Here is a 20,705-nt window from a genome sequence, read left to right on the forward strand (position 1 = left end):
GCTCGGCAAGAAGATCACCGTCACCGTCACCGCCCGGCTGACGGGGCACGCCGACGGCAGCGCGACGAGCGCGGCGGTCACGGTCGCGAGGGGCGATGCTCCGAAGGCGACGATCGCGCCGGTGATCTCCGGCACGGTCAAGGTGGGCGCGACGGTCGGGGTCGGCCGGGGCGCGTGGTCGCCGAAGCCCTCCTCGTGGGCCTACCAGTGGAAGGCGGACGGTGTGGCGATCTCCGGCGCGACGGGCACCACGTACGCGGTGCCGGCGTCGTTGCTCGGCAAGAAGATCACCGTCACCGTCACCGCCCGGCTGACGGGGCACGCCGACGGCAGCGCGACGAGCGCGGCGGTCACGGTCGCGAGGGGCGACGCTCCGAAGGCGACGATCGCGCCGGTGATCTCCGGCACGGTCAAGGTGGGGTCCACGCTCGCCGTCGGCCGGGGCGCGTGGTCGCCGAAGCCCTCCTCGTGGGCCTACCAGTGGTACGCCAACGGCGCGGCCATCTCCGGGGCCACCGCCGCCACACTGCCGCTCAAGGCGGCCCAGCGGGGCCGGACGATCACGGTGAAGGTCACCGCGCACCTCACCGGCCACGCCAGTGGGTCGGCGGTCAGCAAGGCGACGAAGGCGGTCGTTTAGCCGTACCGACCTCCAGCGGCCTCCCACCGGGCACCCGGTGGGAGGCCGCTGTTGTTCCCGGACCGACTACCGCGCTCGCGCGGCCCCCGGGGCGATCGCCGAGGCGCCCCTCTAACGCACCGCCCGCAAAGTCCTCGGCCGCTCCGCCCGCGCCTCCCCGTCCCCGGCCGGGAGCGCCAGGCCCACCAGCTCCGTCAGCGCGTCGATGCGGAAGTCCGCCGTCTCCACCACGTCGGGGTGCTCCGCCCACCAGTGCCCGTACGGCCCCCGTCGCAGGTGCGCCGTCCGCATCCCCGCCGCCGCGGCCGGGAACAGGTCCTCCGCCGGGTGGTCGCCCACGTACAGCGTCGCCTCCGGGGCCGCGCCCGCCACCTCCGCAACCCGCGCGAAGAACTGGGGGTCCGGCTTCCGGGCGCCCCACTCGTCCGAGGTGACCACCAGATCGACGGGCAGGTCCAGGCCCCGCAGCAGCTCCCCGGCCCGGACCGTCCCGTTCCCCGCCACCACGACCCGGACGCCCGCGGCCCGCAGCTCGCCCAGCGCGGGCCGGACGTCCTGGTAGAGGTCCGACTCGTCGAGGTGCTCTCCGCGCCCGGCGGCGGCCCGCGCGCGGCAGGCCTCCTCGACGTCCATTCCGGGCCGCAGGACGCGCAGCGCGTCCGTGGCCTCGCGGCCCTGGGCGACGGCCGCGCCCACCAGCGCACTGAGCGTGTGCGGCGGTACGCCGAGCCAGTTGGCCCAGGACGCCCAGTGCCGGTCGTCGCGTACGAGGGTTTCGCCGATGTCGAGGACGATCGTTTCCATCACCGTTCCGACACTAGGCGTGAGGACACCGTCGGCGGGGTCTCATCCGGGTGAGTCGGCCCGCACGAGTGACCACGTACACGACCACGGGCAGACCACGTACACGACCACGGACAGAACACGGGCACGACCACGGACAGAACACGGGCACGACCACGGACAGAACACGGGCACGACCACGGACAGAACACGGGCACGACCACGGGCAGACCACAGGCATGACAACCGGCCGGTCGCGACCGGCGATTCCTGGACAAGCGACCCCCGATGCCCTGGTCCGGCGCGCGCGTCTCGCTCGTATGCTCGGTTCATGACCGATGCTCAGAGCGGACGCCCCACCTCCAACGCCATGCGGCGCGCACTCAAACGCGCCCGTGACGGTGTCGCCCTCGATGTCACCGAGGCCGCCGTCCTGCTCCAGGCGCGCGGTGACGATCTGACGGACCTCTCGGCGTCCGCCGCCCGCGTCCGTGACGCGGGCCTGGAGGCGGTGGGCCGGCCGGGCGTGATCACGTACTCGCGCAAGGTCTTCATCCCGCTCACCCGCCTCTGCCGTGACAAGTGCCACTACTGCACCTTCGTCACCGTCCCCGGCAAGCTCCGCCGGGCCGGCCACGGCATGTTCCTGTCCCCCGACGAGGTGCTGGCCATCGCCCGCGAGGGTGCGGCGATGGGCTGCAAGGAGGCGCTGTTCACGCTGGGGGACCGGCCCGAGGACCGGTGGCCCGAGGCGCGGGAGTGGCTGGAGGCGGAGGGGTACGACGACACGCTCGCCTACGTACGGGCGATGGCGATCCGGGTCCTGGAGGAGACGGGCCTGCTGCCCCACCTCAACCCGGGCGTGCTGACCTGGACCGACCTCCAGCGCCTCAAGCCCGTGGCCCCCTCGATGGGGATGATGCTGGAGACGACGGCGACCCGCCTGTGGTCCGAACCGGGCGGCCCGCACCACGGCTCCCCGGACAAGGAACCGGCCGTACGGCTGCGCGTACTCGAAGACGCGGGGCGCTCCAACGTCCCCTTCACCACCGGCATCCTGATCGGGATCGGCGAGTCCTACGAGGAGCGCGCCGACTCCCTCTTCGAGCTGCGGAAGACGGCCCGCGCCTACCACGGCATCCAGGAAGTCATCGTGCAGAACTTCCGCGCCAAGCCGGACACGGCGATGCGTGGGATGCCCGACGCGGAGCTGGAGGAGCTGGCCGCCGCCATCGCGGTGGCCCGGCACATCCTCGGCCCGTCCGCCCGGATCCAGGCCCCGCCGAACCTGGTGGACGCCGAGTACGCGCTCCTCATCGGCGCGGGCATCGACGACTGGGGCGGGGTCTCGCCGCTCACCCCCGACCACGTGAACCCCGAGCGCCCCTGGCCGCACATCGACGAACTGGCGCGGAAGACGGTGGAATCCGGCTTCCAGCTCCGCGAACGGCTCACGATCTACCCCGAGTTCATCCAGCGCGGCGAGCCCTGGCTCGACCCCCGTCTCCTCCCGCACGTCCGCGCCCTGGCCGATCCGGAGACGGGCCTGGCCCGCGAGGACGCGATCCCGGCCGGTCTGCCCTGGCAGGAGCCGGACGAGGGCTTCAGCTCCTTCGGCCGCACCGACCTCCACACCACCATCGACACCGAGGGCCGCACCGGCGACCGCCGTGACGACTTCGACGAGGTGTACGGGGACTGGGAGGCGCTCCGCGAGGCGGCGGCCCCCGGCATGGTCCCGTCCCGCATCGAAGCCGACGTACGCCAGGCGCTGAGCCAGGCCGCCGACGACCCGACGAAGCTCACCGACGACCAGGCGCTCGCCCTGCTCCACGCGGACGGTCCGGCGCTGGACGAGCTGTGCCGGATCGCGGACGCGCTGCGCAAGGACGTGGTCGGCGACGAGGTCACGTACATCGTCACGCGGAACATCAACTTCACCAACGTCTGCTACACCGGCTGCCGCTTCTGCGCCTTCGCCCAGCGCCGCACGGACGCCGACGCCTACACGCTCTCCCTGGACCAGGTCGCCGACCGGGCGGCGCAGGCGTGGGACGTGGGCGCGGTCGAGGTCTGCATGCAGGGCGGCATCCACCCGGACCTGCCCGGGACGGCGTACTTCGACATCGCGCGCGCGGTGAAGGAACGCGTACCCGGCATGCACGTCCACGCTTTCTCGCCCATGGAGGTCGTCAACGGGGCCACCCGCACCGGCCTGTCGATCCGCGACTGGCTGACCGCCGCCAAGGAGGCCGGGCTCGACTCGATCCCCGGCACGGCGGCGGAGATCCTGGACGACGAGGTCCGCTGGGTCCTCACCAAGGGCAAACTGCCCACGGCCACCTGGCTGGAGGTCATCAGGACCGCCCACGAGGTGGGCCTGCGCTCGTCCTCGACGATGATGTACGGGCATGTGGACCAGCCCCGGCACTGGCTCGGCCACTTCCGTACCCTTGCCCGGCTCCAGCAGGAGACCGGCGGCCTGACGGAGTTCGTGACGCTCCCCTTCATCCACACCAACGCCCCCGTCTACCTGGCCGGCATCGCCCGCCCGGGCCCGACGGACCGCGACAACAGGGCCGTCACCGCCATGGCGAGGCTCCTGCTCCACCCGCACATCACCAACATCCAGACGAGCTGGGTGAAGCTCGGTACGGAGGGCGCGGCGGAGATGCTGCGCTCGGGCGCGAACGACCTGGGCGGCACGCTGATGGAGGAGACCATCTCCCGTATGGCGGGGTCGGGTTACGGCTCGTACCGCTCGATCCAGGGCCTGGAGGCCATCGCCGAACTCGCGGGCCGCCCGTCCCGTCCCCGTACGACCCTGTACGGGGAGGTCCCCGCCGAACGCGTCGCGGCGGCCACCGCCTCGGATGGGCATCTGCCGGAGCTGCTGCCGGTGCTGCCGAGCTGAGGGCGGGCGGAGGGCGGTGGGGAGGCCGGTGCGGGGCGGGGAGCGAGCCCGCCCGTACCGGCCTCCCCGCTCTCAGCAGCCCAGGGCGGCGAGACCGGTCGGCAGATACGACCTGACGAAACGCTCAAGGTCCTCGCTGTGGTCCTTCTCGGTGTTCGGCAGGTCCAGGTCGAGGATGTAGTTCTTGCCGGACTTCGGGCAGGGAGCCATCACCACGGTCCGGGTGTGGGACACCACGGCGTTGTCGCTGACGTCCGAGGCCCTGAGCTGCTCGAAACCCCCGAGCTTCCCATCCTTCGCGCGCTTCAGCACGTCGAACTCCCGTTGCCCGGAATGCTCGGTGAAGGCGAACTCCATGGCGTCGTCGATGTAGATCTCGCACGAGAACGGTTGGTCGGACACTGACGACTTGTCCCGTAGCTTCCCGCCGCCGGGCAGGAGTTCCGCGAGCCGGTCCTTGTCCATGTCCCGTCCGCAGGCCTTGCTGGGAACGGTGTACTCCTGTGCGTCGCCGCACGCCGCGACGCCTGCCAGGAGAAGGGCGGTGAGGGTCAGGTGAACGGCGGTGGTCCGCGTCCTTCCGGTCATCATGATCCCACCGTTCCGTTCGCGCTCTTGTTTCCGTTGAGGGCGGCGAGGGAGATGTCCATCTGCCGCAGGTATGCGTCGCCCTCCGCCGAGAGCTCGTGGTCGGGATTGACGCGGCTCCACTCCTCGCCGAGGGCGGTGAGATAGGCCTGTCGGCTCTGGAAGTTCTCGCTCTTGTCGATGGCGAGTTTGTCGTCGATGCGCCCTTGCTCCTCCACCTGCCAGGCGTAGGCGCCGGCGTCCACTCCTCGCTGCAGAACGTCTCCCACCACGGGGACGAAGTTCGCCACGCTCCCTGCGCCGTGGTAAGCCCATTTGGCCGGCCACGAGGGGTCGTCCTTGTCCGTGTCCAAGGCGTGATAGCGCGCAGACTCCATGAACCCGACCGTCTGACCGGCCCGCAGCAGCTCCTCCTTCGGGTTTCCCTCGTGCGGAGCATGCATATCGGCGATGATCGCCTGGTTCACGCCCTCCATGAGCATCCCGTAGGAGTCCTGGTCCCTGGACACCTGCTTCGATACTTCAAGGAGGTCCTTGTAGTCGAGTGGGCCGCTTCCCGATTCCAGCGAACTGGCCGACTGATGCACGGCGTCGCCGTGGTTGCCGAGCAGCGCGGCCATGTCATCGCGGAGTTCGGGCGGGAACTCGTCCTTCTTACCGGCCAGCACGTCCAGGGATTTGTCCAGCACCGCGCGCTGGTCGGGAGTGCGGTCGTAGCCGGTGACCACGGCGGGCTCGTCGGGGTCGAGGCCGGTGCCGGCGGCGAGCAGCGCCTTGCCGAGGGCTTCCCGCGACTGCATGGTGCCGTCGCCCTTGCCGAAGGGGTCGTCCTCGTCGTAGAACTCCCGCTCGGACAGCAGATAGTCCGCCATCGTCCTCGTCGGCGCGTTCGGGTCGTCGTTGTCGCCGGGGAGTTCCTTGAGAAACAGGTCCGTCGCGAAGTCCGGATTGTGCGACACGGCCTTGAGGTAGCCCGCCATGGGGTCGCTGCCCGGCGTGCCGCCGGCTCCCGTGTAGTCGAGCTGGGCCGCGATAAGTGGGTTGCCCCAGACGGACGCCGGATTGAACTGAGCTCCCTTGGACTGCTCGAACGTCCGCACCGCACTGCCGTAGTCGTCCAGGAAGCCGCTGTCGAACTTGCCCTTGACCATGAGATTGCTCATGATCTGGAAGCCGTACGGCTTCACCATGATGCCCTCGTGGCCGAACTGCTTGCCGCCCGAGGCGATGATGTCCTTCTTCCAGGCATCCATGGCGGGACTGTCCACGTGGGACGCGGTCGCCAAGGACATGCTGAGGTTCTCCTGGACCTGGCCGAGGAACCTGGCCCTTTCGCCTTCGGGCGTCTTCCCCTGGCCCGGGTCTGCGATGTCCCGCCAGAACTGCATCGTGCCGTCCGCGCCCAGCGTGGTGGCGAACCGTTCGCTGAATCCCGGATTGTCACGCTGGTCGATCAGCATCTCGTTGAAGCGCTCGATCTCCTTGTCGCTCCACTCCGAAGGATCGCTCTCCTTCACCTTCTTCGCCCAGTAGTCGGCGTCCGCCTTGCCCTGTCGGTCGTCGGCCTCCTTGAGCCCGCCCGGACCGTCGCCGGTGAAGTCATGCTTGTTCTTGGCGAGGGCGCGCAGGGCGCGGGCCACGATGCGGTCGGTCTCGCTCGCCTCCCGGAGAACCCGCTTGACCCGGCGCTCCGCGACGGCGAGTTCCTCGTCACTGGGGGTGGGGATGTCCCCCTTGCCCGCCGCGGCGCCCGAGGGCACGGAGGCGATGGCGCTGCCCTTGGCGTTGATGTAGATGTTCTGCTTGGCGACGTCGTCGATGACCGTGCGCAGGGCGGCCTTGTGCTTCTTGAAGGCCGCGCTAGCGTCGCGCAGGATGCCGAGCACGCTCGTGGCCTGGCCCGCCACGTCCTGGAACTCGACGGCCGTCTTGGAGACGAAGTCCTTGGTGACGGTGGCGTTGAGGCCGTTCCAGTCCGCGGCGTTCGCCTCCGTCTGCAGCCTCTTGGCGTTCACCCCGCCCCCGTCACCGGTGGAGAGTGCCTTGAGGCGCCTGGCCATGGTCTCCCAGTCCGCGATCGCCGTGTCCAGTGTGCCCAGGCGCAGATCCGTCAGTTCCTGCGCGGTCATCGTCTCGGTCGCCATGCGTTGTCCAGCCCCCGTGTGTTCTTCGCCGGAACTTTCCGGTTTGCGGAAGTTACTTTATGTAGCTGTCGATCTTGGAGACGGGCATGCTCGTCGCGACCTGGACCTGGTCCTTCGCGTGCTGTGCGCGGCTGTAGTCGAAGTGGTTGGAGATGTGCGCGCAGGCGTCCTTGAGCGTCTTCGTCTGGCTGTTCCACGCGTCGTGGAGCTCGGTCAGGGCCGCGCCCATGTCGAGCCCGTCGTTGAACAGGTCGATCGACGCCGCGAACGTGCCGGGGCGGGCGAGGTCGCTGTCCACGCCGAATTTCTGGCGCAGTTCATACGCGGTGTTGCCCATCCGGCCCAGCTCGTCGTCATGGACGGTCAAGTCGCCGGTGCCCGTGGTGCCGCCGCCGGGGGGTACCCCGTTGAGCTGAGTGGAGGCGGAGGACCGCTGCGCCGCTTCGCTCTTGAGCTGTTCCCATTCGTCCCATGCCATGAACTGAACCGTCCCCCTGCGCGCGGTTGACCACGAACTCATTCACCCTGCACGTTAGCAACCTGCGTGTCATGTGAACCTGTCGGAGGGTGATCCACACGACTCGGTCACACCCGTAGGCGTCCGTCCGGGTGCGGCATAACCTCGCGGGATTCTGAAAGCCCCGCCCCTGGGCCAGATCCGGCAGTCGTACGACGCCGTCGCCGCCGACTACGCCCGGTCCGTGAAGAATCCGAGCGAGCTGGACCCGTCCTCGCGCGCCGTGCTGGGCGGCGTCCTGGCGTTCTACTCCACGCGTCATCTGCCGTCGGAGTCGCTGCCCGGAGTGTTCGCCGAGTTCCATCGGGGTTTGATCGTTTGCCGGGTGGACGCCGACTGAATGCCGGCGGGCAGGTGGGAGGCGGTCTTCCGTTTCGCTTTGTCATGCTCCGGGCAATTCTTGCGGGGGTCGATCCCCGTCACCGCGAGTCGATGTGTCCGATGAATCAGGAGCGAGAAGCCATGCGAACTCCGCCGAAACCGACAACTCCGACCGGGATCCCCGGCGCCGCACCCGCTGTCGCGGGAGCCCCCCTGCTCTCCGTCCGCAACGGGTCCGTCGCCCGTGCCGACGCCGGTGCCGCCCGCAGGCGCGCCACCCGCACCGCCGCCGTACTCGCCGCCGCAGGTCTCCTCGTGCTGGGCACCGCCTCCGCCGCCCACGCCGACCCGCCCGGCAACCTGCCCCAGAACGCGGGCGGTTACGAGCAGGCGTTCTCGCCCGCCTTCGACTACGACGGCGACGGCTGCTACGCCACCCCCGCCATCGGCCCGGACGGCACGCTCGCGCCCGGGCTGAAGACGAGCGGCGCGATCAACGGCAGTTGCCGGGACCGATGGGACCTGGACAACTCCCAGACGTACGCCCGCTCGAAGTGCAACAACGGCTGGTGCGGCATCGTCTACGCGAGCTACTTCGAGAAGGACCAGGCCGTCCACGGCAGCGGACTCGGCGGCCACCGCCACGACTTCGAGCATGTGATCTCCTGGGTCAACCAGGGCTCCGACCAGGTGGACTACGTCTCGACCACGCAGCACAGCACGGTGAAGACCTACCCGCGCTCGCAGGTGCGGTTCGACGGTTCGCACCCCAAGGCCGTCTACCACAAGGACGGGCCGAGCACGCACTTCTTCCGGCTCGCCAACGGCAACGACGAGCCGCCGGAGAACCACTACGGCAACTGGCGCTACCCCCCGGTCGTCGACTGGAACGGCTTCCCCAGCACGGGGTTGCGCGACAGGCTCATGAACGCCGACTTCGGTGCCGCGACCATCAAGGTCACCGACAAGGACGACCGCTTCCGCAACCTGCTCAACAGCTCCAAGCCGGCGGGCATCCCCTTCGACCCCTGGGCCTGACGGCTTCGGAGACGGCCACGGAGAAGGTCATCCGGGCGGGCGGCGCTCCTCGTCGTGGCGGGGCAGGCCGCGCAGCAGGGTGCCGAGGTAGAGGCCGAACGGAGGCTCGGCCGGGGCGTCGCCCGCCGCCGCCAGCCAACGGACCACGCCGAGGCCGAAGACGGACCAGTTCTGTTCGGCCTGCGGGGTGTCCGCGCCGCCCGCCCGGAACGCGGCGACGGCGCGGTCGTGCAGCCGCTCGAAGGACGCGGGGTGGTGGCGGTGCGGGCGGGCCACATGCGCGGCGTATCCGGGTACCGCCAGGAACTCGTCGTGCATCGCCCACGCCAGCCGCTCCAGCCAGTCGAGCCAGGTCCCGGCGTCGGGTTCGTCCCCGGGGAGCACCCGGTCCACCATGACCTCGCTGACGAGGTCCAGTACGCCGTCGCGGTCGGGCACCCACCGGTACAGCGACGAGTGCGAGACCCCGAGCCTCGTCGCGAGCTCACGCATGGTGAGCGTCGCCACGTCCCCCTGCAAGGCGGCATCGGCGATCCGCTCCCGGCTCAGCCGGGGCGGCCGCCCGGGCCCGTTCCTTCCGGTGCTTTTCATCGGGGCAAGCGTATGCGGGGAGGAATGAACCCTTATTAGTGACCAGTGGTCGCTAATGCTGTTAGGGTCGGCTGATGGACATGCGGGAAACGGCACGGACACCACGCGAGATCGACGCCTCGGGGCTGCCGATGGACCAGGCCCAGGCGCTCGTCCTCGACGAGCTGCGCGCTCTCACCGAGCGCGTCGAGCCCTTCACGGCGATCCTCCTGATGCCCGCACCGCCGGAGGGGCGCCCTACCGCGGCCGTGGCAACGGCGTCCGGCACCTCCTCGGCCGACCGCGTCCGCACCCTCAAGTCGATCCGGCCCGGCCTCGCGGCGTACTGCCTCGGTCTCGCCTTCGTGGCGCCGGCGGACATCCCGGCGGAGCGCGCGGCAGAGATCCACAGCGGCGAGCAGCTGTGGGGGTGCCCGACGATGGCCACGCAGGACGTGAGGGCCGCCCGCGCCTGGGCGGGGGCGCGGGCCGAGGGGTGACGAGGGAGGCTCGGCGGGAGGGGGGTGACGAGGGCGGCTCGGCCGAGGGGTGACGAGGTCGGCTCGGCCGGGGGAGCCGGCGGCTCGGCCCGGAAGCCTTGGGGGCCGGTACTCAGGGAGTGCCGGGAGAATCCGCACCGACAGATGAGAAGGTCCTCACCTACATTCGGACGAAGTGGGTGCGGGGCCGCCCCCGGCCCGCGACCGAAAACCCTCCATCCGGATGCGGCGGTCCCGGTGGCCCAGCGATGCCGGGGCCATGCGGCGTACGGTCACGGTCAGCTGTGGTGCGTTCTTATGTCCTGACGGCCTCTTCCTCGTGACCGAACGGAACGGCGGGGGGCTACTACGCGCCTATTCCCGATGGTCCGATTCCCTGCCGTCATGGCCGGAGAACATACCGAGAGCAGGCACCGTTCTCAGAAGTGCCCCGCACGCGCGCCCGGGGCGAATGGGGGGAAAGGTGTCGCTGCTTCGGTGCGTCGTCCGTCGCTCAGCTGGTGTGGACCCGCGTCATGTTCCGCTCGGCGAGCGGCGCGTAGTACTCGGTGAACAGTTTGCCCACCAGTTCGCCGCGGCTGGAGACCCCGACCTTCTCGAAGACCGCCTTGATGTGGTCCCGGACCGTGTGCGGGGAGAGGTGCAGCTGAGCGGCGATCTCGCCGGTCGGGAGGCCGCGTGCGATGTACTGGGTGACCTCGGTCTCCCGGTCGGTCAGTTCGTACGCGTCCACGATCAGCGGGACGATCTCCGAGGTCTTCGCGGGCTCGATCACCACCGCGGACGCGCCGAGCCGGCCACCCGCCTCCCGGAGGCAGGAGGCGTGGCAGACCAGCCAGCGGCCGGCCCGGTTCCGTACGCGTGCACGTGCCTGGCCGCGGTCCCGCTGCTGGGCGACGGCGCGGGCCTTCATCGCGGTCGCCTGGACCCAGGCCGGCACCCGGATGCCCTGGGGGGAGGGCACGGAGGGGCCTTCGGGGAGGGTGTCGAGATAGGCGAGGGCGTCGTCGTTGACCGACAGCAGCGCGCCGCTCGGATCGAACAGGAGGAGCCCGGGGCCGTGCGGAGCGTCCGGCAGCGGCTGCGGGGCGGGTTCGGCGAAGGAGCGCAGCTGCTTGGCCAGCGGAGTGAGGACGGAGGCGATCAGCTGGGTCTCGGCGTCGTCGAAGGCCGGGCGCCCCTCGGCCCGGAACAGGCTGATGTGACCCTGGGGGTGGCCTCCCACGCGCAGCACCGCGCGCAGTTCGTCCTGGAAACCGCGGGGCCGCATGAAGGTCTGGTAGAGCGTGCTGCGCGCGGGCAGGTCACCGGTGGTCTGCCGGAGCCCGGCGACCGGGACGGAGGCCTGCGCCAGATCGCGGAACAGGTTGACGTTCTCGGTGAACAGCTCGGATTCCCAGTAGACGGCGCAGCCGCCCTCGTCCAGGTTCTCCGCGCGGATCGGCGCGGTCATCATGCCGGTCACCGGGTCGGTGACCCGCCATACCGCCGCGTCGTACGGGATGAGCCGGCGCAGCTGGGTCGAGGCCTCGGCGAACATGCTGAGCGCGTCGGTGGCCTTCGCGGACCGGGAGAGCAGTTCCGCCCGGCCTACCGAGGTGCGCGAGATCGTCGAACTGGTCATCCCCCGACTGTGTCAGCCCCGCCGCCCGGCTCCAACCCCCCGTCTGAGGGGGACGGTTCTTTCACGCCGCTTCTCCGGGGGGCTTCGCCCCCCTTGATTGCGGGATGGGAACCGCGCCCGTATCCCGCAAGTGTGCCGTTCATGCGGATTGGGATTATCGGAGCGGGAATGCTGGGGCTTGCCGTCGCCCGGCGGGCGGCGCTGGCGGGCGCCGCGGTGCAGCTGGCGGACCGGAGCATCGGACGGGCCCGAGCCGCGGCGGCCGGGGCGACGACGGCGGGGGCGGCCGGCACCGTGGTGGCCACCACGGTGGCCGCCGCGCTCCGGCCGGAGATCGTGGTCTTCGCGATCGGGTGGCCCCAGGCTCTGGAGCTGACCCGGCTGCACGCCGGGCTGCTGGCCGGCAAGGCGGTCGTGGACCTGAGCGTTCCCTCGCGGACCGATCCGGCGTCGAGCGCGGTCCGGCAACTGGTCGGTCTCGCACCCGAGGTGCGGTGGGTCAAGGCTCTGACCACCGCCGACGCCGGTGCACTGCACCGGGGGTCCAGCGACGGGCTCCCGGTGGACGTGTTCGTCGCGGCCGATGACGACCGCGCCAAGGTGGCCGTTGTGGAGTTGTTCGACCGGTCGGGGCTGCGCGCCTTCGACGCCGGTGGCCTGGACAACGCCTGGGTGCTGGAAGGCATGGGGCGGCTGGGGCAGGAGGTGGGAGAGCGGCTTCAGCTCAGCGAGAGCTGGAGCTTCAAGTTCATGCCCAGCTGGTGATCTCCCGGACATTGCGGTTGAGTTTCAGGAAGGCGTTCACATATGTCTACGCACCATCAATTCTCCGTTCTCGGTCCACTCGTCGTCCAAGGTGCGCACGGGCCCGTGCGCCTCGGCGGAAATCGGCAGCGGATTCTGCTGACCCTGCTGTTACTGGAAGCGAACCGGGTGATCGGCGTGGGCCGGCTGATCGAGGCGATCTGGAGAGAGGCGCCCCCGGCGACGGTCCGCAGCCAATTGCGGATCTGCGTATCCGGCCTCCGAAGACTTCTTTCGGCCGCTGGGGTCGCGGCCGAGATAGAGACGCACCCCTCGGGCTACCTGATCCGCGTGCCCCGGATGCATCTGGACCTGTCCCACTTCGAGGATCTTCTCAGCCGGGCGCGGATGGAGGCGCGGTCGGCGTCACCGGAACGCGCGGTCGTGCTGTTCCAGCAGGCGCTTCAGCTCTGGCACGGGCCGGTCGGGTCCGGGCTGGGAAGCTCGCTCCTGGAGACCGTGGCCCTCAAGGTGAACGAGGACCGGCTGTCCGCGATCGAGGACCGCATCGAGCTCGAACTCGCCCTGGGCCGGCACCGCCAGGTGCTGGGCGAGCTGAGCCGGCATGTGGCGGAGAACCCCTTCCAGGAGTCCCTGTGCCTCCAGTTGATGCTGGCGCTGTACCGGTCCGGCCGGACCGCGGAGGCGCTGTCCGTCTACCGGGACACGCGCAGGAGGCTGGCGCGGGAGCTGGGTCTCGAGCCGAGCGAGAAGCTGCGCATGATGGAGCGGCTGATCCTGGACCGGCGCCCGGCGGGAGAGCTCTCGCCGAGCCTCACCCTGGTGCCGCCGATCCCCGTGCGCGCCGTCGCCACGGGGCCGCAGGACCGGATCGCCCTGCTGGAGCGGGAGATCGCGGACCTGCGCGACGCGAGCATGGCGCGTGACACGAGCGTGCGTCCCGGCTGACCGCTGTCCGCCACCGCGTGCGTGCGTCCCGGCTGACCGCTGTCCGCCACCGCGTGCGTGCGTCCCGGCTGACCGCTGTCCGCCACCGCGTGCGTGCGTCCCGGCTGACCGCCGTCCGCCACCGCGTGCGTGCGTCCCGTGTTCCCGGGGCCGACGCCGGGGCCGGGCCGGGGTCGGGGCCGGGGCCTCGGCCGGGGTCGGGGCCCCGGTGGAGGGGTGCCTCCTCTCCCATCCCCCCTAAGCAGGGGATGGGAGAGGGCCCGCCGGACGAGAACACTGCTCCTCATCGCCGCCGCGCCATGCGGGACCGCCGCGCGGCACGGGAGGAAGGACACGATCGTGGCAGGACAGGCCGGACACGCCGATATCGCCGAGAGCGCCCTGGACGGGCTCGTCGCACGGCTCAAGGGTGAGGTCTTCACTCCGCGGGACGCGGGGTACGAGAGGGAGCTCGCGGGGTTCAACCGGGTCGGGCGGCACCGGCCGGACGTGATCGTCGCCGCCCAGTCGGCCGGGGACGTGTCCGCCGCGGTGTCCTTCGCCGCCCGGGAGGCGCTCCCGGTCGCCGTCCAGGCGACCGGCCACGGCATCGCGGCGTCCGCGCGCGGCGGTGTCCTCGTCTCCACCCGCCGGATGAACGCGGTCGCCGTCGACCCGCTGACCCGTACGGCACACGTGGAGGCCGGAGCACAGTGGCACCAGGTGATCGCCGCCGGCGCGCCGCACGGCCTGGCGCCGCTCAACGGGTCGTCGCCGCTGGTCGGCGTCGTGGGCTACACGCTGGGCGGCGGGCTCGGTCCGCTGGGCCGGCAGTACGGGTACGCGGCGGACCACGTGACCTGCATCGAGGTCGTCACCGCCGACGGAAGCGTCCGGCGGGTCACCCGCGACGAGCACCCGGACCTGTTCTGGGCGCTGCGCGGCGGCAAGGGGAACTTCGGCATCGTCACCGGGATGTGGTTCGGCCTGCTGACGGTGCGCCGGCTCTACGGCGGCGGGATCCACTTCCCCGGGGAGCAGGCGGCGCAGGCCCTGCACACCTGGCGGCAGTGGACCGCGACCGTCCCCGAGGAGATGACCTCCTCCGTATCGCTGCTGCGGCTGCCGGACGTGCCGGACGTGCCGGAGTTCCTTCGCGGGACGTTCGCCGCGCATGTGCGGATCGCGTTCACCGGCCCGGCCGAGGAGGGGGAGCGGCTCGTCCGTCCGCTGCGCGAGTGCGGTACGCCGCTGGCGGACACGGTCGCCGAGATGCCGTACACCGCGGTGGCCGACATCCACCAGGACCCGGTGCATCCCCTGGCGTACCACGAACGCAACATCGTGCTGCGGGAGTTGGGCTCCGAGGCCATGGAGGCGTTGCTGCGGGCGGCCGGAGCCGGTTCGTCGTGCGCCGATCTGATGGTCGAGGTGCGGCACCTCGGCGGCGCGCTCTCCCGGCCCGCCGAGGTACCCAACGCGGTCGGCGTCCGCGAGGGCGCGTTCACGCTCGCGACGCTCTCGCCCCCGGACTCGCCGGACGTGGTCCTCGGGGCGATGGAGCCCTGGAGCACGGGCCGCCGCTATCTGAACTTCCTCGCGGGCGCGGACACGGCCGACTCGGCGGCGGAGTGCTTCGACCCGGAGACCCTGGGCCGGCTGCGGCGCGTGAAGGCCGCGGTCGACCCCGACAACCTCTTCCGGCTCAACCACAACATCGCGCCTCTTCCGTAGGGCGGCAGCCGCCCGCGCCCGCATCGCCGAGCGGGCCCTCGCGCTCCGGTGGACCGGGGCGGCCGAGCCGCCGGCGATGCGACAGGTTCTCGTCAATCCTTGGAGCCCATCATGACCACGCACGAGGCCGCGTCGACCGCGGCCACAGGCACCGTCTCCTCCCCGGGGGCCCGCTCGGACGGGCTGCGCTACGGCGCCCTGTTCGGCCCGGTCGTCTTCGGCGTCACCGCCGCCGGCGTCGCCCTGCCCGACGTGGCGTCCTCGCTCGACGCCTCGTCCACCGCCACGGCCTGGGTCCTGACGGCCCACGCGCTCGCCCTCGGCGTCGGCACCGCGCTGTTCGGCCGCCTCGCCGACACCCGGGGCGTGCGTGCCGCCCTGCTGCTCGGCTCGCTGGCGCTCGCGGTCGGCGCGGTCATCTGCCTCGTCGCGCCCAACCTCGGCGTCCTGGTCGCCGGGCGCTTCGTCCAGGCCGCCGGCTCCGGCGCCATGGCGGCCTGTGCCATGGCGCTCACCGCCTCGGTGCCGCCGGACCGGCGGCCCCAGGTCTTCGCCGGATTCGGGGCCACGATGGCGATCTTCTCCGCCAGCGCCACCCTGGCGGGCGGTGTCTTCACCGAGTGGGTGACCTGGCGGATCGCCCTGGTCCTGCCCGCGCTCTCCCTGCTCATCGTTCCGCTGTGCCTGGCCGGGGCGCCGGCGCGCAAGAACTCCGGCCGCTCGATGGACCTGCCGGGCGCCGCCCTGCTGACGCTCACCGCCATGTCGTTCCTCGTGCTGATCCAGTCCTCCGCGCTCGCCCTGAGCACCCCGCTGGTGATCGCCACCGCCGCCGTACTGGTCCTGTCGGCCGCCGGACTCACCTGGCGTACCCGCGGCAGCGACACCTCCTTCGTGCCGCGCGCGCTCGTCACGGACCGCGTCTTCCTGAAGGCCGCCGTCATCGGCATCGGCGTGTACGGGGGCCTGTTCGCCGCGATGTACGCCGTACCGCAGCTCCTCGTCAGCGACCACGGCTGGAGCGTCCTGTCCGTCGGCGTCTGGCTGCTGCCCGGCGCGGTCGTCGGCGCGGTGCTCTCCAGGCTGGCCGGCCGGCTCACCGCGGGCGACCACGGCAACCGGCTCCTCGCCGCGGTCTCGCTCGCCTTCGCCGCGGCCCTCGCCGGCGCGCTGACCGGCTCCGGTGTGCTGCTGCTGATCCTCGGCGCCTCGCTCGGCTTCTCCGCGTTCTCCGTCACCCAGGTCTTCACCACCGCACTGATGTCGGGACACATCGAACCGGCCCGGCGCGGCGGTGCGATGGGGCTGCTCAACCTCACGTTCTTCGTCGGCGGCGGCGTCGGCAGCGCCACCGCGGGCGCGCTGGCGAAGTCGATGTCGCTCTCCACGGCCCTCGGCGTGGTGGCGCTCTTCCCGCTGATCGCCGCCCTGGTCGCCTTCACCCTGGGCCGGCGCACACCCTGACGCCCCAGGGCCCCTCACGCGCCTCACCGGACCGTCCGTCCGCGCCGGACCGTCCGTCCGCGCCGGACCGTCCGTCCGCGCCGGACCGTCCGCCCGCGCCGGACCGTCCGCCCGCACCGATCCGTCCGCCCGCACCGATCCGTCCGCCCGCGCGGCACCGCAGAACGGTGCCGCGCGGGCGGACGCGTTCCACGACGCACAGGCGATACGTGGCCGATAGGCCTCGCCAGCACGATGGGTGCCGTACCGCCCTTGCCCCGTGATCAGGAGAGCGGAAGACCGACATGAGCCTCATCGATGATCCCGAATTCGACAGTCACGTAGTGAAGTTGATGGCATGGCACTTCGGTGCGGAGACCGGCTCGCCGTTCTGGCTGGGAAAGCTGGACGGGCTCGGGTTCGATCCCGTCGCCGACGTCCAGGGCCTGGCCGACCTGACCCGCTTCCCGGACGTCAGCGCCGAACTCCGTTCCGTACCGGCCCAGGACCTGATCCCGCGGGGGCTGTCGACGCGTCCCTTCCGGGTCTACGACTCGGGCGGCACCACTGGATCGCCCAAGCGCATCGTCGACAGCGCCTACCGGTCGCAGGTGACCGAGTGGGCGCGGGAACGCCTGATCGCGAGCGGCGTCCCCGCGGACGGCAACTGGCTGCACCTGGGGCCCGGCGGCCCGCACGTCATCGGGTTCGACACGGCCCGCTACGCCGCGCTCGGCGGCGGCGTCTTCTACACCGTCGACCTCGACCCGCGCTGGGTGAAGCGGCTCCTGTCCCAGGGGCGCGGCGAGGAGGCCGACGCGTACATCCAGCACCTCCTGGACCAGGCGGAGACCATCCTGGAGAGCCAGGAGGTCGCGGTGCTCAACACCACCCCGCCGCTCCTGGAGGCGATCTGCGCCAGGCCCCGCCTGTACGAGCTGGTGCACGCCAAGGTCCGCGCGATCATCTGGGCCGGGACCTCCATCAGCCGGGAGAGCCTGACCCAGCTCGGCGACGTCTTCTTCCCGGCGGCGAGCGTCGTCGGCGTCTACGGCAACAGCCTGATGGGCGTGGCTCCGCAGCGGCCGGCCCGGCCCGGCGACGCCCACCCGTGCGTCTTCGAGCCGTTCCCCGAGACCACGCGCCTCCACCTCGTGGACGAGGACGGCGAACCGGTGGCCTACGGCGAACGCGGCCGGGTCCGCCTCCACCTGGTCTCGGAGGAGATGTTCCTGCCGAACGTCCTGGAACGGGACACCGCGATACGTGTCGAGCCGGTGGCCGGCTCCGCCGTGGACGGTCTCGCCGATGTGCAGACCTACCGCAGCCTCGACGACGTGGCCATCATCGAAGGGGTCTACTGATGAGCACGGTCGCGCCCCCCGCCGTCGTCCTCGATCCGCGCGTCTGCGGTCGCCGCGTCGCCAGCGCCGACCGCACCCGCCTGCCGAGCGTCCTCGGCGGCGACCTCGCCGACATCGGGACCGCGCCCCGGCTGCTCGCGGTCGCCGCGCTCAACGAGATCCGCGCCCACGCGGACGGCAGACCGCCCGCCTTCGAGGTGTTCACCGAAGCGGCCCGGCTCTTCGGCACCGCGACGCTGGACGGCGAGAGCCCGCAGGAGTACGCGAGACGCGTCTGCCGCGCCACCGGCCTCACCGCCACCGCTGTCGAACAGGCCGTCGCCGACCTGACCGGCGAACTGCGCGCCCTCCCGGCGACCACCGCCGCCGAACTGCCCGCCACCGGCTTCGGCGACGGCTTCGACACCCGCTGGGTGCCGCGCGGAAGGGTCTTCGCCGCGGTGATGGCGAGCAACCACCCCGTGCCGAACATCTCCTGGGCGCAGGCGCTGTTCCACGGCTACAGCGTGCTGGTCAAGCCCGGCAGCCGGGACCCGTTCACCCCGGCCCGGCTGCTCGCCGCGCTGACCGAGGCGGGCCTGCCGCCCGCCAGGGCCGCGTTCCTGCCGTGCTCGCGCGAGGTCGGCGAATACCTGCTGCGGGAGGCCGACCGGGGCATCATCTACGGCGGCGACAGCGCCGTCGCCACCTGGCACCAGCGGGAATCGGTGGCCGTCCGGGGCCCCGGCCGGACCAAGGCGCTCCTGGACCGGGCTCCGGACGACGCCGTCATCGACCACCTCGCGCTCTCCGCCTCCTTCGACGGCGGCACCCGCTGCACCAACCTCTCGGCGGTCCTGACCACCGGACCGGTCGAGGAGGTCGCCGACCGGCTCGCGGAGCGGCTCGCGCGGCTTCCCTCGCTGCCGGCGACCGACGAGGCGGCGACGCTCCTGGTGGTGAACCGGGCCCGCGCCGAGCGGCTGCGCGAACAGGTCGCCGCCCTCCGGGCCTCGCTCACGGACCACAGCGCCCGCGCCGGGGAGCCGGAGACCGTCGTGGAGCTGGCCGACGGTTCGTTCCTGCTGCGGCCGGTCGTCCTCTCCGCCGACCGCGCCGACCACCCGGCGGTCGGAACGGAACTGCCGTTCCCGTTCGTCGTGGTGGCCCCGTGGACGGAGGCCGACGGCGTGGCGCCGCTCCGCGACTCCCTCGTCCTCAACCTGCTCACCGACCGCGAGGACCTGGTGGAGAGCGCGGTCCGGGAGCCGAGCGTCCGCAAGGTGACGCGCGGACGGGTCCTGCCGTGGACCGCGACGCCCGGAATCCCGCACGACGACAACTACACGCAGTTCCTCCTGGAGCCCAAGGGCGTCGTCGCCCGGCGCTGACGTCTCCCGCCGACCACCCCCCGAAACGCACGAGACCCTGAGAAAGGCAGTCCGCATGCCCATGAACAGGCGAGAAATGGTCACGGCCACCACCGGAGCGGCGCTCGTCGCCGCCGCGGCCGCCGTCCCCCTGCTGAGCGGCGGCGACGGCGAGAAGGCCGCCGAGGCCGCCGCCGCACCGGGGAAGGCCACCGCCCAGGAGCACACCGAGCGCTACCTCGGGCGGTCCATACGCGTCGCCACCCCGGCGGAAGGCGGCGGCGTCTTCATCGACGGCCGGCCGCTCCACATCATGAAGTTCGCCGACGACGCCTACCTCAGCTCCATGTGCCACTACGAGATGGCCCCCACCCCGCTGCACGCCGCCCGGCGTGCCGTCGAGGAACTGCGCGGCGCCGCACTCCAGCCCTCCACCCACGGCACCCACGTCACGCACCTCTGACACCTCCGGAACCGGCCCCGCAGCGAAGGAAGCCCAGCAATGGTCCACGTACGCAAGAACCACCTCAACATGACGGCCGAGGAGAAGCGCCGGTTCGTCAACGCGGTCCTGGAGATCAAGAGACGAGGCATCTACGACCGGTTCGTCAAGCTCCACATACAGGTCAACTCCACCGACTACCTCGACAAGGAGACCGGCAAGCGCCTCGGCCACGTCAACCCGGGGTTCCTGCCGTGGCACCGGCAGTACCTGCTGAAGTTCGAACAGGCCCTCCAGAAGGTCGACCCGCGCGTCACCCTGCCGTACTGGGACTGGACCACCGACCACGGCGAGGACTCGCCGCTCTGGTCCGGGGAGTTCATGGGCGGCAACGGCCGGCCCGGCGACCGCCGCGTCATGACCGGGCCCTTCGCCCGCCGCAACGGCTGGAAGCTCAACATCAGCGTCATCCCGGAGGGCCCGGAGGACCCGGCCCTGAACGGCAACTACACGCACGACGACCGTGACTACCTCGTACGGGACTTCGGCACCCTCACCCCGGACCTGCCGACCCCGCAGGAGCTGGAGCAGACGCTCGACCTCACGGTCTACGACTGCCCGCCGTGGAACCACACCTCCGGCGGCACACCGCCGTACGAGAGCTTCCGCAACCACCTGGAGGGCTACACCAAGTTCGCCTGGGAGCCGAAGCTCGGCAAGCTCCACGGCGCCGCCCACGTGTGGACCGGCGGCCACATGATGTACATCGGCTCGCCGAACGACCCGGTGTTCTTCCTCAACCACTGCATGATCGACCGCTGCTGGGCCCTGTGGCAGGCACGCCACCCGGACGTGCCGCACTACCTGCCGACCGTGCCGACCCAGGACGTGCCCGACATCAACACCCCGCTCGGGCCCTGGCACACGAAGACGCCGGCGGACCTGCTCGACCACACGCAGTTCTACACCTACGACCAGTAGGGCCCCGCGCCCTGCCCCCACGCGGCGGCGCCGGACAGCGGATCACCGCTGCCCGGCGCCG

Annotated in this window: 17 protein-coding genes and 2 pseudogenes; 13 read left to right on the forward strand and 6 right to left on the reverse strand. The window is 71.5% G+C overall.

All coding sequences use genetic code 11. The features are described 5' to 3' along the window. Positions 1–640: pseudogene (locus ACH4KB_RS25590) on the forward strand (hypothetical protein); the annotation flags it as partial. Between the two features lie 111 nt (positions 641–751). On the opposite strand, the gene ACH4KB_RS25595 reads toward ACH4KB_RS25590, so the two are convergent. Beyond that, positions 752–1,444 carry an HAD family hydrolase gene (locus tag ACH4KB_RS25595; RefSeq protein WP_398068353.1) on the reverse strand — a complete coding sequence of 231 codons (693 nt, stop codon included), beginning with the start codon at positions 1,442–1,444 and terminating at the stop codon, positions 752–754. A 310-nt stretch (positions 1,445–1,754) separates the two neighbouring features. Here ACH4KB_RS25595 and ACH4KB_RS25600 point away from each other — a divergent pair, with 310 nt between their 5' ends. Then, positions 1,755–4,337, forward strand: a complete 2,583-nt coding sequence (locus ACH4KB_RS25600; RefSeq protein ID WP_398068231.1) for a bifunctional FO biosynthesis protein CofGH — start codon at positions 1,755–1,757, stop codon at positions 4,335–4,337. A gap of 72 nt (positions 4,338–4,409) precedes the next feature. On the opposite strand, the gene ACH4KB_RS25605 is transcribed toward ACH4KB_RS25600, so the two are convergent. The 3 genes from ACH4KB_RS25605 to ACH4KB_RS25615 are packed head-to-tail and all read right to left on the reverse strand — an operon-like array spanning position 4,410 to position 7,547. Continuing rightward, positions 4,410–4,928, reverse strand: a complete 519-nt coding sequence (locus tag ACH4KB_RS25605) for a hypothetical protein (protein WP_398068232.1) — start codon at positions 4,926–4,928, stop codon at positions 4,410–4,412. Beyond that, positions 4,925–7,069, reverse strand: a complete 2,145-nt coding sequence (locus tag ACH4KB_RS25610; RefSeq protein WP_398068233.1) for a hypothetical protein — start codon at positions 7,067–7,069, stop codon at positions 4,925–4,927. Before ACH4KB_RS25610 ends, ACH4KB_RS25605 begins: the two co-directional genes overlap by 4 nt. Before the next feature lie 52 nt (positions 7,070–7,121). After that, a complete protein-coding gene (locus ACH4KB_RS25615) occupies positions 7,122–7,547 on the reverse strand; it encodes a hypothetical protein (protein ID WP_398068234.1) in 426 nt (141 codons plus the stop codon). A gap of 151 nt (positions 7,548–7,698) precedes the next feature. Here ACH4KB_RS25615 and ACH4KB_RS25620 point away from each other — a divergent pair. Both ACH4KB_RS25620 and ACH4KB_RS25625 read left to right on the forward strand, forming a co-directional pair. Continuing rightward, positions 7,699–7,899: pseudogene (locus tag ACH4KB_RS25620) on the forward strand (SAM-dependent methyltransferase); the annotation flags it as partial. Between the two features lie 149 nt (positions 7,900–8,048). Continuing rightward, on the forward strand, positions 8,049–8,945 hold the full coding sequence (locus tag ACH4KB_RS25625) for an NPP1 family protein (protein ID WP_398068235.1): 897 nt from the start codon (positions 8,049–8,051) through the stop codon (positions 8,943–8,945). A 27-nt stretch (positions 8,946–8,972) separates the two neighbouring features. Here the strand turns inward: ACH4KB_RS25625 and ACH4KB_RS25630 are convergent, their stop codons facing one another. Further along, on the reverse strand, positions 8,973–9,536 hold the full coding sequence (locus ACH4KB_RS25630; RefSeq protein WP_398068236.1) for a TetR/AcrR family transcriptional regulator: 564 nt from the start codon (positions 9,534–9,536) through the stop codon (positions 8,973–8,975). Positions 9,537–9,610: 74 nt separating this feature from the next. Here ACH4KB_RS25630 and ACH4KB_RS25635 point away from each other — a divergent pair, with 74 nt between their 5' ends. Beyond that, positions 9,611–10,015: a hypothetical protein gene (locus ACH4KB_RS25635; protein ID WP_398068237.1), complete on the forward strand. Its 405-nt coding sequence runs from the start codon at positions 9,611–9,613 to the stop codon at positions 10,013–10,015. A gap of 493 nt (positions 10,016–10,508) precedes the next feature. On the opposite strand, the gene ACH4KB_RS25640 is transcribed toward ACH4KB_RS25635, so the two are convergent. Further along, positions 10,509–11,639, reverse strand: a complete 1,131-nt coding sequence (locus ACH4KB_RS25640) for a LuxR C-terminal-related transcriptional regulator (RefSeq protein WP_398068238.1) — start codon at positions 11,637–11,639, stop codon at positions 10,509–10,511. Between the two features lie 141 nt (positions 11,640–11,780). Between ACH4KB_RS25640 and ACH4KB_RS25645 the strand changes: the two genes are divergently transcribed. From ACH4KB_RS25645 to griF, 8 genes are all read left to right on the forward strand, one after another. Beyond that, on the forward strand, positions 11,781–12,404 hold the full coding sequence (locus tag ACH4KB_RS25645) for an NADPH-dependent F420 reductase (protein WP_398068239.1): 624 nt from the start codon (positions 11,781–11,783) through the stop codon (positions 12,402–12,404). 42 nt (positions 12,405–12,446) lie between these two features. Next, positions 12,447–13,352 carry a BTAD domain-containing putative transcriptional regulator gene (locus ACH4KB_RS25650; RefSeq protein ID WP_398068240.1) on the forward strand — a complete coding sequence of 302 codons (906 nt, stop codon included), beginning with the start codon at positions 12,447–12,449 and terminating at the stop codon, positions 13,350–13,352. A 339-nt stretch (positions 13,353–13,691) separates the two neighbouring features. Next, entirely contained in the window at positions 13,692–15,065 is a 1,374-nt protein-coding gene (locus ACH4KB_RS25655) for an FAD-binding oxidoreductase (RefSeq protein WP_398068241.1), read from the forward strand. 111 nt (positions 15,066–15,176) lie between these two features. Next, positions 15,177–16,529, forward strand: coding sequence for an MFS transporter (locus ACH4KB_RS25660; protein ID WP_398068242.1), 1,353 nt, complete (start codon positions 15,177–15,179; stop codon positions 16,527–16,529). A 284-nt stretch (positions 16,530–16,813) separates the two neighbouring features. Then, positions 16,814–17,872, forward strand: coding sequence for a phenazine biosynthesis protein (locus ACH4KB_RS25665; RefSeq protein ID WP_398068243.1), 1,059 nt, complete (start codon positions 16,814–16,816; stop codon positions 17,870–17,872). Further along, the gene (locus ACH4KB_RS25670; RefSeq protein WP_398068244.1) at positions 17,872–19,242 is read left to right on the forward strand and encodes an aldehyde dehydrogenase family protein; all 1,371 of its coding nucleotides are present in this window, start codon (positions 17,872–17,874) and stop codon (positions 19,240–19,242) included. Before ACH4KB_RS25665 ends, ACH4KB_RS25670 begins: the two co-directional genes overlap by 1 nt. A 55-nt stretch (positions 19,243–19,297) precedes the next feature. After that, a complete protein-coding gene (locus ACH4KB_RS25675; RefSeq protein ID WP_398068245.1) occupies positions 19,298–19,684 on the forward strand; it encodes a tyrosinase family oxidase copper chaperone in 387 nt (128 codons plus the stop codon). Positions 19,685–19,723: 39 nt separating this feature from the next. Continuing rightward, a complete protein-coding gene (griF, locus tag ACH4KB_RS25680) occupies positions 19,724–20,644 on the forward strand; it encodes a grixazone synthase (RefSeq protein WP_398068246.1) in 921 nt (306 codons plus the stop codon). The last annotated feature ends 61 nt before the right edge of the window (positions 20,645–20,705 follow it).

Origin of the sequence: Streptomyces sp. NPDC017520, assembly GCF_044329855.1 — a bacterium.
Taxonomy (GTDB): Bacteria; Actinomycetota; Actinomycetes; order Streptomycetales; family Streptomycetaceae; genus Streptomyces.

Coding starts and splice junctions, on each gene's coding strand:
- ACH4KB_RS25595 (WP_398068353.1), bottom strand. CDS start 1,444: ATGGAAACGATCGTCCTCGACATCGGCGAAACCCTCGTACGCGACGAC.
- ACH4KB_RS25600 (WP_398068231.1), top strand. CDS start 1,755: ATGACCGATGCTCAGAGCGGACGCCCCACCTCCAACGCCATGCGGCGC.
- ACH4KB_RS25605 (WP_398068232.1), bottom strand. CDS start 4,928: ATGATGACCGGAAGGACGCGGACCACCGCCGTTCACCTGACCCTCACC.
- ACH4KB_RS25610 (WP_398068233.1), bottom strand. CDS start 7,069: ATGGCGACCGAGACGATGACCGCGCAGGAACTGACGGATCTGCGCCTG.
- ACH4KB_RS25615 (WP_398068234.1), bottom strand. CDS start 7,547: ATGGCATGGGACGAATGGGAACAGCTCAAGAGCGAAGCGGCGCAGCGG.
- ACH4KB_RS25625 (WP_398068235.1), top strand. CDS start 8,049: ATGCGAACTCCGCCGAAACCGACAACTCCGACCGGGATCCCCGGCGCC.
- ACH4KB_RS25630 (WP_398068236.1), bottom strand. CDS start 9,536: ATGAAAAGCACCGGAAGGAACGGGCCCGGGCGGCCGCCCCGGCTGAGC.
- ACH4KB_RS25635 (WP_398068237.1), top strand. CDS start 9,611: ATGGACATGCGGGAAACGGCACGGACACCACGCGAGATCGACGCCTCG.
- ACH4KB_RS25640 (WP_398068238.1), bottom strand. CDS start 11,639: ATGACCAGTTCGACGATCTCGCGCACCTCGGTAGGCCGGGCGGAACTG.
- ACH4KB_RS25645 (WP_398068239.1), top strand. CDS start 11,781: ATGCGGATTGGGATTATCGGAGCGGGAATGCTGGGGCTTGCCGTCGCC.
- ACH4KB_RS25650 (WP_398068240.1), top strand. CDS start 12,447: ATGTCTACGCACCATCAATTCTCCGTTCTCGGTCCACTCGTCGTCCAA.
- ACH4KB_RS25660 (WP_398068242.1), top strand. CDS start 15,177: ATGACCACGCACGAGGCCGCGTCGACCGCGGCCACAGGCACCGTCTCC.
- ACH4KB_RS25665 (WP_398068243.1), top strand. CDS start 16,814: ATGAGCCTCATCGATGATCCCGAATTCGACAGTCACGTAGTGAAGTTG.
- ACH4KB_RS25670 (WP_398068244.1), top strand. CDS start 17,872: ATGAGCACGGTCGCGCCCCCCGCCGTCGTCCTCGATCCGCGCGTCTGC.
- ACH4KB_RS25675 (WP_398068245.1), top strand. CDS start 19,298: ATGCCCATGAACAGGCGAGAAATGGTCACGGCCACCACCGGAGCGGCG.
- griF (WP_398068246.1), top strand. CDS start 19,724: ATGGTCCACGTACGCAAGAACCACCTCAACATGACGGCCGAGGAGAAG.